The sequence below is a fragment of the Caldimonas caldifontis genome (genome assembly GCF_002930615.1).
In the GTDB taxonomy this organism is placed as follows: Bacteria; Pseudomonadota; Gammaproteobacteria; order Burkholderiales; family Burkholderiaceae_C; genus Caldimonas; species Caldimonas caldifontis.
Genome location: NZ_PSNX01000015.1, coordinates 219609 through 236508, shown reverse-complemented (window position 1 = coordinate 236508; position 16900 = coordinate 219609). Strand labels below are relative to the sequence as shown.

Genomic DNA, 16900 nt, shown 5'->3' with positions numbered 1-16900 from the left:
GAGCTGCCCAAGGACAAGGAGATGGTGATGCCGGGTGACAACGTGTCGATCACCGTCAAGCTGATCGCGCCGATCGCCATGGAAGAAGGCCTGCGCTTTGCCATCCGCGAAGGCGGCCGCACCGTCGGCGCCGGCGTCGTGGCCAAGATCATCGAGTAAGAAAGGCTTTAGGGGCATAGCTCAATTGGCAGAGCGTCGGTCTCCAAAACCGAAGGTTGGGGGTTCGATTCCCTCTGCCCCTGCCAGATTTCCGAGGTGAGACGGCCGTCGAAGCCTCCCGATCTGGTTGTCCAGCAGCCCGCAGGCGGGGCCCGAAAAGGGCCTGACGAGCCCGGCGGGCTTTGCTGCTGATAGGTGGTTAGCTCCCGCAAGGGGCTTCCGCCATGTTGTAGACAAGACAAATGACCCAAGCTCAAGTCGAAACCGTCACCTCCGGCGCAGACAAGGCCAAGCTGGCTGTGGCTGCCCTGCTGGTGGTGGGTGCTGTCGCGGCCTACTACCTGCTGGGCCAGCAAGACGCCTGGTTGCGTGTGGTCGCGCTGGTCGGCCTGCTGATCGTGGCTGCCGTGGTGTTCTTCACCGCCGAGCCCGGCAAGCAGCTCATCGGCTTCGGCCGCGAAGCCAGCCGGGAGGTGCGCAAGGTGGTCTGGCCCTCCCGCAAGGAGGCGCTGCAGATGACTGGCTACGTCTTCGCCTTCGTGGTGGTGATGGCGCTGTTCCTGTGGCTGACCGACAAGACGCTGGAATGGGTCCTGTATGACCTGATCCTGGGTTGGAGGGGGTGAGAGTGACGGACGTGATGACAACTGCAGGCAGCACCCCCGCGAAGCGCTGGTACGTGGTCCATGCCTATTCGGGCATGGAAAAAGCCGTGGAGCGCAACCTGCGCGAGCGCATCGACCGCGCCGGCATGCAGGACAAGTTCGGCCGCATCCTCGTTCCCACCGAAGAGGTGGTCGAGGTCAAGAATGGCAAGAAAGCCGTGACCGAGCGCCGTTTCTTCCCTGGCTACGTGCTGGTGGAGATGGTGATGGACGACGACACCTGGCACCTGGTGAAGCACACCTCCAAGGTGACCGGATTCGTGGGCGGCGCCAAGAACCGTCCGGTGCCCATCTCGGAAGACGAGGTCATGAAGATCGTCAACCAGATGCAAGAAGGCATCGAAAAGCCGCGGCCCAAGGTGGAGTGGGAAGTCGGCGAGGTGGTGCGTGTGAAGGAAGGCCCCTTCACCGACTTCAATGGGGCGATTGAAGAGGTCAATTACGACAAGTCCAAGGTGCGGGTGTCGGTCACCATCTTCGGCCGCGCCACACCGGTGGAACTCGATTTCCATCAGGTCGAGAAAGTCTGATGACCTGCGGTTATCAGACTTCGCCGAGGCGCTAGGCGCCGCAGGCAAAGTCTCAGGCCCGGCCGGGGGCCTGCCGCACTTCGGTGCTGCGAACCCGGCCCGTTGCTGGCGGTGACGTGACACCGTGACGAGGAGCCAGGGTAGGGCGAAGAGCCGCAGCCCCTGGCGTTTGCACTCAACACCTTCTGCGTGGCCGCGGGGGGTGTGACTGGAGAAATCATGGCCAAGAAGATTGTCGGCTTCATCAAGCTGCAAATTCCGGCGGGCAAGGCCAATCCTTCGCCCCCGGTGGGTCCTGCGCTGGGTCAGCGCGGCCTGAACATCATGGAGTTCTGCAAGGCGTTCAACGCCCAGACCCAAGGCATGGAGCCGGGTCTGATGCTGCCGGTGGTGATCACCGCGTTTGCAGACAAGTCCTTTACCTTCGTGCTGAAGTCGCCCCCGGCGACCGTCCTGATCAAGAAGGCTCTGAAGCTCGAGAAGGGCTCCAGCCGCCCCCACGTCGAGAAGGTCGGCAAGATCACCCGCGCCCAGCTGGAAGAGATCGCCAAGACCAAGAACAAGGACCTCACGGCTGCCGATCTCGATGCCGCCGTGCGCACCATCGCCGGTTCCGCCCGCTCCATGGGTGTGTCGGTGGAAGGAGTCTGAACATGGCCAAGCTCACGAAACGCCAGAAGGCCCTGCAGGGCAAGGTCGACAGCCTCAAGCTGTATTCGATCGACGAAGCGCTGAGCATCGTCAAGGAATGCGCCACCGCCAAGTTCGATGAGTCCATCGACGTGGCCGTGCAACTGGGTGTGGACGCCAAGAAGTCCGACCAGGTCGTGCGTGGCGCCGTCGTGCTGCCCAACGGTACCGGCAAGACCAAGCGTGTGGCCGTGTTCGCCCAGGGTGCCAAGGCCGAGGAAGCCAAGGCCGCCGGCGCCGACGTGGTCGGCATGGAAGACCTGGCCGAGCAGGTCAAGGCCGGCAACATCAACTTCGACGTCGTGATCGCCTCGCCGGACACGATGCGCGTGGTCGGTACGCTGGGCCAGATCCTGGGTCCCCGTGGCCTGATGCCCAACCCCAAGGTTGGCACCGTCACGCCCGACGTGGCCACCGCGGTGAAGAACGCCAAGGCCGGTCAGGTGCAGTTCCGTGTCGACAAGGCCGGCATCGTTCATGGCACCATCGGTCGCCGTTCTTTCGATGCCGACAAGCTCAAGGGCAACCTGGCGGCATTGCTGGATGCGCTGAACAAGGCCAAGCCGGCTTCCAGCAAGGGTGTCTATCTGCGCAAGGTGGCCGTGTCGTCGACGATGGGCGTGGGTGTCCGTGTGGATGCCGCCTCGATCACGACGGCGCCGAACGCTTGATGTGTATGTGTGCCGCGACCGGTCGAAGCGCGGCATGAAAGTATTGGTGGGCCGCCCCGTCTGCCGACGAGGGTGGGCTATCAAAGACCGTTGGCGTGGCCCGCAAGGGCCGCTTAATCCGGGCAAGGCCGCAAGGCTGCAGTCCAGGCCAACGCAGATGGCGGTCCCGCTGGAATGGATGTGGGACGGGTCGCAAGAGCCGTCCGGTTTCCTGAATGCAGGTCGCTGAACCCCGGGTGCATCCGCGGCAACGTGGATGCGTGATGTGAGGAGTAGACCTTGAGTCTCAATCGCAACGAGAAAGCAACCGTCGTGGCGGATGTGGCGGCCCAGGCGGCCAAGTCGCAGACGCTGGCGCTGGCCGAGTACCGTGGCCTCACCGTCGCCCAGATGGACGCGCTGCGCAAGCAGGCGCGCGAAAAGGGCGTGTATCTTCACGTGCTGAAGAACACCCTCGCGCGCCGTGCCGTGGCCGGCACGTCCTTCGAGGTGGCCGGTGACCACATGGTCGGCCCGCTGATCTACGGTTTTTCAGAAGACGCCGTGGCGGCGGCCAAGATCCTGGCCGATTTTGCCAAGGGCAACGACAAGCTGGTCCTGAAGGCCGGCGCTTACAACGGCAAGGTGCTGGACAGCGAGGGCATCAAGGCCCTGGCCTCCATCCCGAGCAAGGACGTTCTGCTGTCTCAGCTGGCCGGCCTGCTCATGTCGCCGATGGCGCGCACCGCGCGCGTTCTGGCCGCCCTGGCCGAGAAGCGTGGCGAAGGCGCTGCCGAGCCCGCCGCTGCCTGACCCTGCAACCCCCTTCAAAGATTTAGGAAACCTATCATGGCATTCGACAAAGACGCATTCCTGGCTGCCCTGGACACCATGTCCGTCATGGAACTCAATGACCTGGTGAAGGCCATTGAAGAGAAGTTCGGCGTGTCCGCCGCCGCGATGGCCGCCCCGGCTGCTGCCGGTGGTGGTGGCGGTGCTGCCGCCGCTGAAGAAAAGACCGAGTTCACCGTGGTGCTGGCCGATGCCGGCGCCAACAAGGTGTCGGTCATCAAGGCCGTGCGCGAAATCACCGGCCTGGGCCTGAAGGAAGCCAAGGACCTGGTGGACGGCGCTCCGAAGCCTGTCAAGGAAGGTGTTGCCAAGGCCGATGCCGAGGCCGCCAAGAAGAAGCTGGAAGAAGCCGGCGCCAAGGTCGAGCTCAAGTAATCGGGCACGACGGCAGGGGCTGGGAGCCTGTTCAGGCCCCCAGCCTTTTGCGCTTTCCGGGGATGTCCCTGGAGAGCACCTGGAAAGTGGTTTGAAGGCACGATGCCAAGCCTCTTTCCAAGTGTTCTCTGATCCGACTGCAGGAGCACAGCCTTGGTCGGGCCGCGGTGCAATGTCGCGGTTGTCCGCCAGCGGCTGGTAGTGGCCAGCCACCAAGCTTCGGGCGCAATGTCCGCAAAGCCAGTCGCCGAACGAAACACCGCCATCGGCCAGGCGGTGGTCTTCGACACGGAGTGTTTATGGCGCAAGCAAAATCCTACAGCTACACCGAGCGCAAGCGCATTCGCAAAAGCTTCGGCAAACGCGAAAGCGTGCTCGATGTCCCCTATCTCCTGACCATGCAGAAGGACTCCTACGTGGCCTTCCTGCAAAAGGACGTCCCGCCTGCCCAGCGCAAGCCCGAAGGGCTTCAGGCCGCCTTCCTGTCCGCGTTCCCCATCGTGTCGCACAACGGGTTCGTGGAGATGAAGTTCATCGAATACAACATCGCCAAGCCTCCGTTCGACACCCGCGAGTGCCAGCAGCGTGGCCTGACCTACGCCGCCGCCGTGCGGGCGAAGCTGCAGATGATCATCTACGACCGCGAGAGCCCCCAGGCCAAGACGGTCAAGGAGATCAAGGAACAGGAGGTCTACATGGGCGAAGTGCCCCTGATGACCGACTACGGTTCCTTCATCGTCAACGGTACGGAGCGTGTGATCGTGTCGCAGCTGCACCGCTCGCCCGGTGTCTTCTTCGAGCACGACAAAGGCAAGACGCACTCCAGCGGCAAGCTGCTGTTCAGCGCACGCATCATCCCTTACCGTGGCTCCTGGCTCGACTTCGAGTTCGACCCCAAGGACATCCTGTACTTCCGCGTCGACCGTCGCCGCAAGATGCCGGTCACGATCCTGCTCAAGGCCATCGGCCTCAACCCCGAGCAGATCCTGGCGCACTTCTTCGTCTTCGACAACTTCCGCCTGATGGATTCTGGCGCGCAGATGGAGTTCGTCGCCGAGCGCCTGAAGGGCGAAGTCGCCCGCTTCGACATCACCGACAAGTCGGGCAATGTCGTGGTCGAAAAGGACAAGCGCATCACCGCGCGTCACACCCGCGCGCTCGAGCAATCGGGCACCCAGTTCGTCACCGTGCCGGAAGACTTCCTGGTGGGGCGTGTGCTGGCCAAGACCATGGTCGACCCGGAAACGGGCGAGATCATCGCCAAGGCGAACGACGAGCTGACCGAGTCGCTGCTGAAGAAGCTGCGCGCGGCCGGCATCAAGGACATCCAGTGCCTCTACACCAATGAGCTGGACCAGGGTGCCTACATCAGCCAGACGCTCGCGTCTGACGAGACCGCCGACGAGCTGGCCGCTCGCGTGGCGATCTACCGCATGATGCGCCCCGGCGAGCCGCCGACGGAAGACGCCGTGCAGGCCCTGTTTGGCCGCCTGTTCTACAACCCCGACACCTATGACCTGTCGCGCGTGGGCCGCATGAAGTTCAACGCCCGCGTGGGCCGCGACACGGCCGAAGGTGCGATGACGCTGTCCAACGAGGACATCCTCGACGTGGTGAAGATCCTGGTGGATCTGCGCAACGGCCGCGGTGAAGTCGATGACATCGACCACCTGGGCAACCGTCGTGTGCGTTGCGTGGGAGAGCTGGCCGAGAACCAGTACCGCTCGGGCCTCGCCCGCATCGAAAAGGCCGTGAAGGAGCGTCTGGGCCAGGCCGAGACCGAAGCCCTGATGCCGCACGACCTGATCAACTCCAAGCCCATCTCTGCGGCGCTCAAGGAGTTCTTCGGTGCGTCGCAGCTGTCGCAGTTCATGGACCAGACCAACCCCCTGTCCGAGATCACGCACAAGCGTCGCGTGTCGGCTCTGGGTCCGGGCGGTCTGACCCGGGAGCGCGCAGGCTTCGAGGTGCGCGACGTGCACCCGACTCATTACGGCCGTGTGTGCCCGATCGAAACACCCGAAGGTCCGAACATCGGCCTGATCAATTCCCTGGCCCTGTACGCACGCCTGAACGAGTACGGCTTCCTCGAGACTCCCTATCGTCGGGTGGTCGACGGCAAGGTCACGAACCAGATCGACTACCTGTCCGCCATTCAGGAAGGCAAGTACGTCATTGCCCAGGCCAACGCCACGCTCGACAAGGACGGCAAGCTCATCGACGAGCTGGTGTCGGCGCGTGAGCACGGCGAATCGGTGCTGACCTCGCCCGAGCGCATCCAGTACATGGACGTGGCTCCCACCCAGATCGTCTCGGTGGCCGCGTCGCTCGTGCCTTTCCTTGAGCACGACGATGCGAACCGCGCGCTGATGGGCGCCAACATGCAGCGCCAGGCCGTGCCGGTGCTGCGCCCTGAAAAGGCCTTCGTGGGCACGGGCGTCGAGCGCGTGGCCGCCAAGGACTCGGGCACCGTCGTGGCTGCGCGCCGCGGTGGTGTGGTGGACTACGTCGACACCAACCGCATCGTGATCCGCGTCAACGACGAAGAGACGGTGGCCGGTGAGGTGGGCGTGGACATCTACAACCTCATCAAGTACCAGCGTTCCAACCAGAACACCAACATCCACCAGCGTCCCATCGTGCGCCGGGGCGACAAGGTGCAGGCCGAGGACATCATCGCCGACGGGGCATCCACCGACATCGGTGAACTGGCCCTGGGCCAGAACATGCTGGTGGCCTTCATGCCCTGGAACGGCTACAACTTCGAGGACTCCATCCTCATCAGCGAGCGTGTCGTGGCCGACGACCGCTACACCTCGATCCACATCGAGGAACTGGTGGTGATGGCCCGCGACACCAAGCTGGGCTCCGAGGAAATCACCCGCGATATCCCCAACCTGTCCGAGCACCAGCTGTCTCGCCTGGACGAGTCGGGCATCGTCTACATCGGGGCCGAGGTGCAGGCCGGCGACGTGCTGGTCGGCAAGGTCACGCCCAAGGGCGAGACCACCCTCACGCCGGAAGAAAAGCTGCTGCGCGCGATCTTCGGCGAGAAGGCCTCCGACGTGAAGGACACCTCGCTGCGCGTGGATCAAGGCACGGCCGGCACCGTCATCGATGTGCAGGTCTTCACCCGCGAAGGCATCCAGCGCGACAAGCGCGCCCAGCAGATCATCGACGATGAACTCAAGCGCTTCCGTCTGGACCTGAACGACCAGCTGCGCATCGTCGAGGCCGATGCCTTCGACCGGATCGAGAAGCTGCTGACCGGCAAAGTCGCCAACGGCGGTCCGAAGAAGCTGGCCAAGGGCACGACCATCGACAAGGCCTACCTAGCCGATGTCGACAAGTACCACTGGTTCGACATCCGCCCGGCCGACGAAGATGTCGCCAACCAGCTCGAGTCGATCAAGAACTCGCTTGAGCAGACGCGCCACAGCTTCGACCTGGCCTTTGAAGAAAAGCGCAAGAAGCTCACGCAAGGCGATGAACTGCCCGCCGGTGTGCTGAAGATGGTGAAGGTCTACCTCGCCGTCAAGCGTCGTCTGCAGCCCGGCGACAAGATGGCCGGCCGTCACGGCAACAAGGGTGTGGTGTCCAAGATCGTGCCGGTTGAGGACATGCCCTACATGGCCGATGGCACGCCTGCCGACATCGTGCTCAACCCGTTGGGTGTGCCCTCGCGCATGAACGTGGGGCAGGTGCTGGAAGTGCACCTGGGCTGGGCTGCCAAGGGCATCGGCCAGCGTATCGGAGACATGCTGCAACGCGAAGCCCGGGTGGCCGAGCTGCGCAAGTTCTTCGACGAGCTCTACAACAAGTCGGGCGGCCGCACCGAGGATCTGAGCCAACTCAGCGACGACGAGGTTCTCGAGATGGCGCACAACCTGGCGCAGGGCGTGCCTTTCGCAACGCCGGTCTTTGACGGCGCCACCGAGGAAGAAATCCGAGCCATGCTCAAGCTGGCTTACCCCGACGACATTGCCGCGAAGAAGGGCCTTACCGCCACGCGCACTCAGGCCATCCTGCACGACGGTCGCACCGGCGACGCTTTTGAGCGTCCGGTCACCGTGGGCTATATGCACGTGCTCAAGCTCCACCACCTGGTGGACGACAAGATGCACGCCCGCTCGACCGGCCCGTACAGCCTGGTCACCCAGCAGCCGCTGGGCGGCAAGGCGCAGTTCGGTGGCCAGCGCTTCGGCGAGATGGAAGTCTGGGCCTTGGAAGCCTACGGCGCGTCCTACGTGCTGCAGGAGATGCTGACCGTCAAGTCTGACGACGTGAACGGCCGCACCAAGGTTTACGAGAACATCGTCAAGGGCGAACACGCGATCGATGCCGGCATGCCGGAGTCCTTCAACGTGCTGGTCAAGGAAATTCGTTCGCTCGGTATCGACATCGAGCTCGAGCGCAACTAAAGGAATAGGAGAGACGCATGAAAGGTTTGCTGGATCTCTTCAAGCAATTCACTCCTGATGAGCATTTCGATGCCATCAAGATCGGCCTGGCTTCGCCCGAGAAGATCCGTTCGTGGTCTTTCGGCGAGGTGAAGAAGCCGGAGACGATCAACTACCGCACGTTCAAGCCCGAGCGCGATGGCCTGTTCTGCGCCAAGATCTTCGGCCCGATCAAGGACTATGAATGCTTGTGCGGCAAGTACAAGCGCCTGAAGCACCGCGGCGTGATCTGCGAGAAGTGCGGTGTCGAGGTCACCCAGACCAAGGTGCGCCGCGAACGCATGGGTCACATTGACCTGGCCGCGCCCTGCGCCCACATCTGGTTCCTCAAGAGCCTGCCGTCGCGTCTGGGCCTGGTGCTGGACATGACGCTGCGCGACATCGAGCGCGTGCTCTACTTCGAAGCCTATGTGGTGGTGGATCCCGGCATGACTCCGCTGAAGAAGTTCAGCATCATGACCGAGGACGACTACGACGCCAAGCGTACCGAGTACGGTGACGAGTTCGTCGCGCTGATGGGGGCCGAGGGCATCAAGAAGCTGCTTGAGGACATGGACCTGGATGTCGAGATCGACAAGATCCGCAACGACATGACCGGCTCCGAACTCAAGATCAAGAAGAACTCCAAGCGCCTGAAGGTGCTTGAGGCCTTCAAGAAGTCGGGTATCAAACCGCAGTGGATGATCATGGAGGTGCTGCCGGTGTTGCCGCCGGACCTGCGTCCGCTGGTGCCGCTGGACGGTGGCCGCTTTGCGACCTCCGACCTGAACGATCTGTATCGCCGCGTCATCAACCGCAACAACCGCCTGGCCCGCCTGCTCGAGCTGAAGGCCCCTGAAATCATCGTGCGCAACGAAAAGCGCATGCTGCAGGAGGCCGTGGACAGCCTGCTGGACAATGGCCGCCGTGGCAAGGCCATGACCGGCGCCAACAAGCGGGCGCTCAAGTCCCTGGCCGACATGATCAAGGGCAAGGGCGGTCGCTTCCGTCAGAACCTGCTGGGCAAGCGCGTCGACTACTCGGGCCGCTCCGTCATCACCGTGGGCCCGACGCTCAAGCTGCACCAGTGCGGCCTGCCCAAGCTGATGGCGCTCGAGCTGTTCAAGCCCTTCATCTTCTCCAAGCTGGAGGCGATGGGCATCGCCACCACCATCAAGGCTGCGAAGAAGGAAGTGGAAGCGGGCACCCCGGTGGTGTGGGACATCCTGGAAGAGGTGATCAAGGAGCACCCCGTCCTGCTGAACCGCGCCCCGACACTGCACCGCCTGGGCATCCAGGCCTTCGAGCCGGTGCTGATCGAAGGCAAGGCCATCCAGCTGCACCCGCTGGTGTGTGCGGCATTCAACGCCGACTTCGACGGCGACCAGATGGCCGTGCACGTGCCGCTGTCGATCGAAGCGCAGATGGAAGCGCGCGCACTGATGCTCGCGTCCAACAACGTGCTCTTCCCGGCGTCGGGCGAGCCGTCCATCGTGCCGTCGCAGGACGTGGTGCTGGGCCTGTACTACGCCACGCGCGAGCGCACCAACGGCAAGGGCGAAGGCATGGTCTTCCGCGACGTGGCCGAAGTGCAGCGCGCCCTGGACAACGGTGTGGTCGAGCTCACCGCGAAGATCAGCGTGCGCCTGCCGGACTATGTCAAAGACAAGGCCACGGGCGCTTTCGTGGCCGAAACCAAGCTGGTCGAGACCACGGTCGGCCGCGCGCTGCTGTCCGAGATCCTGCCCAAGGGCCTTCCGTTTGCCAACATCAACAAGGCGCTGAAGAAGAAGGAGATCTCCAAGCTGATCAACGCCTCGTTCCGCCGCTGCGGCCTGAAGGAGACGGTGGTCTTCGCCGACAAGCTGCTGCAGTCGGGCTTCCGCCTGGCCACGCGTGCCGGCATCTCGATCGCCATCGACGACATGCTGGTGCCCAAGGAGAAGCATGCCCTGATCGAGCGCGCCGAGAAGGAAGTCAAGGAGATCGAGCAGCAGTACGTCTCGGGTCTCGTGACCGCGGGTGAGCGCTACAACAAGGTCGTGGACATCTGGGGCAAGACCGGTGACGAGGTGGGCAAGGTCATGATGGCCCAGCTCTCCAAGGAAAAGGTCGTCGACCGCCACGGCAACACCGTGGACCAGGAGTCGTTCAACTCCATCTACATGATGGCTGACTCGGGTGCACGTGGCTCGGCGGCGCAGATCCGCCAGCTGGCCGGCATGCGCGGCCTGATGGCCAAGCCCGATGGCTCCATCATCGAGACGCCCATCACGGCGAACTTCCGTGAAGGTCTGAACGTGCTGCAGTACTTCAACTCCACCCACGGCGCCCGCAAGGGTCTGGCGGACACGGCGTTGAAGACCGCGAACTCCGGCTACCTGACCCGTCGTCTGGTGGATGTCACCCAGGACCTGGTGGTCACCGAAGACGATTGCGGCACCACCAACGGCATCGCGATGCGCGCCCTGGTCGAGGGTGGCGAGGTGATCGAGTCGCTGCGCGACCGCATCCTGGGCCGCATCCCGGCCTATGACGTGGTCCACCCCGAGACCCAGGAAGTCCTGATCAAGGCTGGCGAAATGCTGGACGAAGATGCCATGGACGTGCTGGAAGCCGCGGGTGTCGACGAGGTCAAGGTGCGCACGCCGCTGACCTGCGGCACGCGCTTCGGCCTGTGCGCCAAGTGCTACGGCCGCGACCTGGGCCGTGGCGGCCTGGTCAACACCGGTGAGGCCGTGGGGGTGATTGCCGCCCAGTCCATCGGCGAACCGGGCACGCAGCTGACCATGCGGACCTTCCACATCGGCGGTGCGGCCACCCGTGCCGCCGTGGCCTCCAGCGTGGAAGCCAAGTCCGACGGTATCGTGGGCTTCAACGCCACGATGCGTTATGTGACCAACAGCAAGGGCGAACTCGTCGTGATCTCCCGTTCCGGCGAGATCGTCATCACCGACCCGCATGGTCGCGAACGCGAGCGCCACAAGGTGCCCTATGGTGCCACGCTGAACGTCAAGGCCGATCAGACCATCAAGGCCGGCACCATCCTGGGCAACTGGGATCCGCTGACCCGCCCCATCATCACCGAATTTGCCGGCCGGGCGAAGTTCGAGAACGTGGAAGAGGGCGTGACCGTGGCCAAGCAGGTCGACGAGGTGACCGGCCTGTCCACCCTGGTGGTCATCGACCCGAAGCGTCGCGGCGCCACCAAGGTGGTGCGTCCGCAGGTCAAGCTGGTGGACGCCGGTGGCAACGAGGTGAAGATCCCCGGCACCGACCACTCGGTGACCATCGGTTTCCCGGTGGGGGCGCTCATCCAGATCCGCGACGGCCAGGACCTGGCGCCCGGTGAGGTGCTCGCCCGCATCCCGGTGGAAGGGCAGAAGACCCGCGACATCACCGGCGGTCTGCCGCGTGTGGCCGAGCTCTTCGAAGCCCGCTCCCCCAAGGACAAGGGCACGCTCGCCGAAGTCACCGGCACGGTGTCCTTCGGCAAGGAAACCAAGGGCAAGGTGCGCCTGCAGATCACCGACCCGGATGGCAAGGTCTGGGAAGAACTCGTGCCCAAGGAGAAGAACATCCTCGTGCACGAAGGCCAGGTGGTCAACCGCGGTGAACTCATCGTGGACGGCGCGGCCGACCCGCAGGACATTCTGCGCCTGCTGGGCATCGAGGAGCTGGCCCGCTACATCGTCGACGAGGTCCAGGACGTGTACCGTCTGCAGGGTGTGAAGATCAACGACAAGCACATCGAGGTGATCGTTCGCCAGATGCTGCGCCGCGTCCAGATCGTCAACCCCGGCGACACGCACTACATCGCCGGCGAGCAGGTCGAGCGCTCCGAGCTGCTGGACACCAACGACCGGATGGTGGCTGCGGGCAAGATGCCCGCCACGCACAGCGATGTGCTGCTGGGCATCACCAAGGCCTCGCTGTCAACGGACTCCTTCATCTCGGCGGCGTCCTTCCAGGAGACCACCCGCGTGCTCACGGAGGCGGCCATCATGGGCAAGCGCGACGAGCTGCGCGGCCTGAAGGAGAACGTCATCGTCGGTCGCCTGATCCCGGCCGGCACCGGCCTCGCCTTCCATCAGGCCCGCAAGGCCAAGGAGGAAATGGACGAGCAGGAGCGTCGCGCCATCGCCATGCAGGAAGCCGAGGAACTGGCCGCTCTGCAACTGGCGCAGGTCGATGCAGCTGGCGAGGAGGGTTCTCAAGGCGAGTGATCGCCGGGGAACCCACCCGAGCAAAGGCGGCTTCGGCCGCCTTTTTTCTTGGACCCCTCATTTTGTACCCGCGCCGTCACCCTTGCTCACTATCATCGGCGCGAAGGAGTACACCATGCGATCGCTGTGCCTCGCCCTCATCGCCCATGATGGCAAGAAGAACGACATGATCCACCTGGCCCAGGAGTTCCGCGAGTTCCTGGCACGCTGCCACCTCATTGCCACGGGCACCACGGGCTCGCGCCTGCAGGCGCAGGTGGGTCTGCAGGTCGAGTGCCTGCTCAGCGGCCCCCTGGGTGGAGACCTGCAGATCGGTGCGCGCCTCGCGGTGGAGGAGGTCGATGCGGTCATCTTCCTGCGCGATCCCATGACGCCGCAGCCACACGAACCCGACATCAATGCCCTCGTGCGGGCCTGCGATGTGCACGACGTGCCCTGCGCCACCAACCTGGCCAGTGCGCGGCTGATGCTGCGTCAGCTGGCGTCCTCGGCGCGCTGACCCGCGGCCCACCCGGACGGGGTCACCACCCGAAGCCCCGCCAGCGACCAGGCGCGGTGCTTCAGCGCCAGCAAGGCCTTGTCTTTGGTAAGCAGCCATCGGGCCTGCTCGGCCAGGGCCAGATCAATGAACACCTGATCGTCGGGGTCGGCGCAGCGCAGGCCGCAGCTCGGAGGGAGGGGGCAGATCCGGGCATGGCGTTGCCAGGCCTCCAGCAGGCCCGCGGAGGAGGTCCGAGACGACACCTTCTTGTATGTGAGCACACGCTCCCACTCCATCCGCATGGTCTCTGTTGCCAGCCAGGTCAACTGGCCTTGCTTCAGCGCGTGGACCCAGGGGCGGGAGCTGGGATCATCAAAGACCAGCCAGTCCAACACCACGTTGGTGTCGAGCACGACACGTGAGGCCGGAACGAAGGAGCGCTGTGGCATGGGCCGGGAGCATAGCCTCAGGAACCTGGGGTTGACTTGCGCGCACCCTCGCTTCCCCCTACAATGGCGGGCTTTTCGGCAGATTCTGCTGCGCTCTTTGCTGGGCGGCTACCGGGGTTTCGGGGCCACGCTTGTTCAGGGGGTTCGGCATTCGGCCGGAATTCGTCCGAAACGTAACTTCAAACGGGAACAAGTTACCTATGCCCACCATCAACCAACTCGTGCGCCATGGCCGCAAGGCCGAGGTCACGAAGTCCAAGTCGCCTGCGATGGAGAACTGCCCGCAGCGACGCGGCGTGTGCACCCGCGTGTACACCACCGCCCCCAAGAAGCCGAACTCCGCGCTGCGCAAGGTCGCCAAAGTGCGCCTGACGAACGGCTTTGAGGTGATCTCCTACATCGGCGGCGAAGGTCACAACCTGCAGGAGCACAGCGTGGTGCTCGTGCGTGGAGGTCGTGTGAAGGATCTGCCGGGTGTGCGCTATCACATCGTGCGCGGCTCGCTCGATCTGCAAGGCGTCAAGGATCGCAAGCAGGCGCGTTCGAAGTACGGCGCCAAGCGTCCCAAGAAGGCCTGATCCGGAAATTGTCGTGGTCAGGCCGTCGCAGGCCGGGCCGAAATCGTTGCGGCAAGCTGCGGTTTGCCGAGTAAGTGGGTGTCCGTGCTGGGTGCCCGAGGTGAGGGGGTGCCCCGAGCCAACTGAAGCAGAAAAGGAAGTCATCATGCCTCGTCGTCGCGAAGTCCCCAAGCGCGAGATCCTGCCCGATCCGAAGTTCGGCAACGTCGATCTGTCCAAGTTCATGAACGTCATCATGGAGTCGGGCAAGAAGGCTGTGGCCGAGCGCATCATCTACGGCGCTCTCGAACAGGTCGAGAAGAAGTCGGGCAAGGACGCGCTGGAGGTGTTCCTCACCGCGCTGAACAACGTCAAGCCCATGGTGGAAGTGAAGTCCCGCCGCGTGGGTGGTGCGAACTACCAAGTTCCCGTGGAAGTTCGCCCCGTCCGCCGGATGGCTCTGGCCATGCGCTGGCTGAAGGAATCGGCGCGCAAGCGCAGCGAGAAGTCCATGGCCCAGCGCCTGGCCAATGAGCTGCTCGAGGCGGCCGAAGGTCGTGGTGGCGCCATGAAGAAGCGCGACGAAGTCCATCGCATGGCCGAAGCCAACAAGGCTTTCTCGCACTTCCGCTTCTAAGACACCGCCAACCCGCCCCGCGGCTGCCCCGGACTGTCCACGAGACACGCGGGGCGGCCTTTGTATTTGGAGTGACATCATGTCCCGCAAGACCCCGATCGAGCGCTACCGTAACATTGGTATCTCCGCTCACATCGACGCCGGCAAAACCACCACCACCGAGCGCATCCTGTTCTACACGGGTGTGAACCACAAGATCGGCGAAGTGCACGACGGCGCCGCCACCATGGACTGGATGGAGCAGGAGCAGGAGCGGGGCATCACCATCACCTCCGCAGCCACCACCTGCTTCTGGAAGGGCATGGACCTGTCCTATCCTGAGCACCGTTTCAACATCATCGACACCCCGGGCCACGTGGACTTCACCATCGAGGTGGAGCGTTCCATGCGCGTGCTCGACGGCGCGTGCATGGTGTACTGCGCCGTGGGGGGCGTGCAGCCCCAGTCGGAAACCGTCTGGCGTCAGGCCAACAAGTACAAGGTTCCCCGCCTCGCGTTCGTGAACAAGATGGACCGCACCGGCGCGAACTTCTTCAAGGTCTATGACCAGATGAAGACCCGCCTGAAGGCCAACCCCGTGCCCATCGTCGTGCCCATTGGCGCCGAAGAGAACTTCAAGGGTGTGGTCGATCTGTTCAAGATGAAGGCCATCATCTGGGACGACGCATCCCAGGGCATGAAGTTCACCTACGAGGACATTCCGGCCGACCTGGTGGAGACCTGCCAGAAGTGGCGCGAGAACATGATCGAGGCGGCGGCCGAGGCCAGCGAAGAGCTGATGAACAAGTACCTCGAGTCCGGTGAGCTCTCCGAGGAGGAGATCAAGCGGGGCCTGCGTCAGCGCACCATCGCCACCGAGATCCAGCCCATGCTCTGCGGCACCGCCTTCAAGAACAAGGGTGTGCAGCGCATGCTGGATGCGGTCATCGACTTCCTGCCCTCGCCGGTGGACATTCCCCCGGTCGCCGGCACGGACGACGAGGACAAGGAGGTCACCCGCAAGGCCGACGACAACGAGAAGTTCGCTGCACTTGCGTTCAAACTGATGACTGACCCCTATGTCGGCCAGTTGACCTTCGTGCGCGTGTACTCGGGCGTGCTCAAGTCGGGCGATACCGTCTTCAACCCGATCAAGGGCAAGAAGGAGCGCATCGGCCGTATCCTGCAGATGCATGCCAACCAGCGTGAGGAGATCAAGGAAATCCTGGCTGGCGACATCGCCGCTTGCGTGGGCCTGAAGGAAGTCACCACGGGCGAGACCCTGTGCGACCCCGATTCCATCATCACGCTGGAAAAGATGGTCTTCCCCGAGCCGGTGATCCGTCAGGCTGTCGAGCCCAAGTCCAAGGCCGACCAGGAGAAGATGGGTATCGCGCTGCAGCGCCTGGCTTCCGAAGACCCGTCCTTCCGCGTCTCCACCGACGAGGAGTCGGGGCAGACCATCATCGCCGGCATGGGCGAGCTGCACCTGGAGATCATCGTCGACCGCATGAGGCGCGAGTTCGGCGTTGAGGCCAACGTCGGCAAGCCGCAGGTGGCCTACCGCGAGACCATCCGAAAGTCGGTCTCCGATGTCGAAGGCAAGTTCGTGCGCCAGTCGGGCGGCAAGGGGCAGTATGGCCATGTCGTCTTCACGGTCGAGCCCAACGAGCCGGGCAAGGGTTTCGAGTTCGTCGACGCCATCAAGGGTGGCGTGGTGCCGCGCGAATACATCCCGGCGGTGCAGAAGGGCGTGGAAGAATCCCTGACCACCGGTGTGCTGGCGGGCTACCCGGTGGTGGACGTCAAGGTCACGCTGACCTTCGGTTCTTACCACGAGGTGGACTCGAGCGAAAACGCCTTCAAGATGGCGGCCTCGATCGGCTTCAAGGAGGCCTGCCGCAAGGCGAACCCGGTCATCCTTGAGCCCATGATGGCTGTCGAAGTCGAGACGCCTGAAGACTATGCCGGCAACGTGATGGGCGACCTGTCGTCCCGCCGTGGCATGGTGCAGGGCATGGACGACATTCCCGGCGGCGGCAAGGTCATCAAGGCCGAGGTGCCGCTGTCCGAGATGTTCGGCTACTCGACCACGCTGCGCTCGATGTCGCAGGGCCGTGCCACGTACACGATGGAGTTCAAGCACTACGCCGAAGCTCCGAAGAACGTGGCCGACGCCATCATCAGCGCGCGCACCAAGTAAACCCCAGA

14 protein-coding genes and 1 tRNA gene are annotated in these 16900 nt (G+C 63.8%); 14 read left to right on the top strand and 1 reads right to left on the bottom strand.

Annotation, left to right across the window (positions count from 1 at the left end; genetic code table 11):
• The 11 genes from C1704_RS15735 to C1704_RS15685 all read left to right on the top strand — a co-directional run.
• Positions 1-159: EF-Tu C-terminal domain-related protein (locus C1704_RS15735; RefSeq protein WP_082263103.1), on the top strand; the 159-nt coding region annotated here is incomplete at its 5' end.
• A gap of 10 nt (positions 160-169) precedes the next feature.
• Positions 170-245 (top strand) — tRNA-Trp (locus C1704_RS15730).
• 156 nt (positions 246-401) lie between these two features.
• Positions 402-785 carry a preprotein translocase subunit SecE gene (gene secE / locus C1704_RS15725; RefSeq protein WP_104303681.1) on the top strand — a complete coding sequence of 128 codons (384 nt, stop codon included), beginning with the start codon at positions 402-404 and terminating at the stop codon, positions 783-785.
• Between the two features lie 14 nt (positions 786-799).
• A complete protein-coding gene (nusG, locus tag C1704_RS15720; RefSeq protein ID WP_104303695.1) occupies positions 800-1354 on the top strand; it encodes a transcription termination/antitermination protein NusG in 555 nt (184 codons plus the stop codon).
• A 219-nt stretch (positions 1355-1573) separates the two neighbouring features.
• Positions 1574-2005 (top strand): 50S ribosomal protein L11, encoded by a 432-nt coding sequence (rplK, locus tag C1704_RS15715; protein WP_104303680.1) that lies wholly within the window; start codon positions 1574-1576, stop codon positions 2003-2005.
• A 2-nt stretch (positions 2006-2007) separates the two neighbouring features.
• Positions 2008-2715 carry a 50S ribosomal protein L1 gene (gene rplA, locus C1704_RS15710; protein ID WP_104303679.1) on the top strand — a complete coding sequence of 236 codons (708 nt, stop codon included), beginning with the start codon at positions 2008-2010 and terminating at the stop codon, positions 2713-2715.
• Positions 2716-2994: 279 nt separating this feature from the next.
• Positions 2995-3507, top strand: coding sequence for a 50S ribosomal protein L10 (gene rplJ, locus C1704_RS15705; RefSeq protein ID WP_104303678.1), 513 nt, complete (start codon positions 2995-2997; stop codon positions 3505-3507).
• A 36-nt stretch (positions 3508-3543) separates the two neighbouring features.
• Positions 3544-3921: a 50S ribosomal protein L7/L12 gene (gene rplL / locus C1704_RS15700; RefSeq protein ID WP_104303677.1), complete on the top strand. Its 378-nt coding sequence runs from the start codon at positions 3544-3546 to the stop codon at positions 3919-3921.
• A 299-nt stretch (positions 3922-4220) separates the two neighbouring features.
• Positions 4221-8342, top strand: a complete 4122-nt coding sequence (rpoB, locus tag C1704_RS15695) for a DNA-directed RNA polymerase subunit beta (RefSeq protein WP_104303676.1) — start codon at positions 4221-4223, stop codon at positions 8340-8342.
• Between the two features lie 17 nt (positions 8343-8359).
• The gene (gene rpoC, locus C1704_RS15690; RefSeq protein WP_104303675.1) at positions 8360-12586 is read left to right on the top strand and encodes a DNA-directed RNA polymerase subunit beta'; all 4227 of its coding nucleotides are present in this window, start codon (positions 8360-8362) and stop codon (positions 12584-12586) included.
• Between the two features lie 115 nt (positions 12587-12701).
• A complete protein-coding gene (locus C1704_RS15685; RefSeq protein WP_104303674.1) occupies positions 12702-13085 on the top strand; it encodes a methylglyoxal synthase in 384 nt (127 codons plus the stop codon).
• Here C1704_RS15685 and C1704_RS15680 read toward each other — a convergent pair.
• Positions 13061-13516, bottom strand: a complete 456-nt coding sequence (locus C1704_RS15680; RefSeq protein ID WP_104303673.1) for a putative toxin-antitoxin system toxin component, PIN family — start codon at positions 13514-13516, stop codon at positions 13061-13063. The genes C1704_RS15685 and C1704_RS15680 overlap by 25 nt on opposite strands.
• Positions 13517-13716: 200 nt before the next feature.
• On the opposite strand from C1704_RS15680, the gene rpsL reads away from it, so the two are divergent.
• The 3 genes from rpsL (at position 13717) to fusA (ending at position 16892) form a co-directional block, all read left to right on the top strand.
• Positions 13717-14094 (top strand): 30S ribosomal protein S12, encoded by a 378-nt coding sequence (gene rpsL / locus C1704_RS15675; RefSeq protein WP_104303672.1) that lies wholly within the window; start codon positions 13717-13719, stop codon positions 14092-14094.
• Between the two features lie 145 nt (positions 14095-14239).
• On the top strand, positions 14240-14710 hold the full coding sequence (gene rpsG, locus C1704_RS15670) for a 30S ribosomal protein S7 (protein ID WP_104303671.1): 471 nt from the start codon (positions 14240-14242) through the stop codon (positions 14708-14710).
• A 79-nt stretch (positions 14711-14789) separates the two neighbouring features.
• A complete protein-coding gene (gene fusA / locus C1704_RS15665; protein ID WP_104303670.1) occupies positions 14790-16892 on the top strand; it encodes an elongation factor G in 2103 nt (700 codons plus the stop codon).
• The last annotated feature ends 8 nt before the right edge of the window (positions 16893-16900 follow it).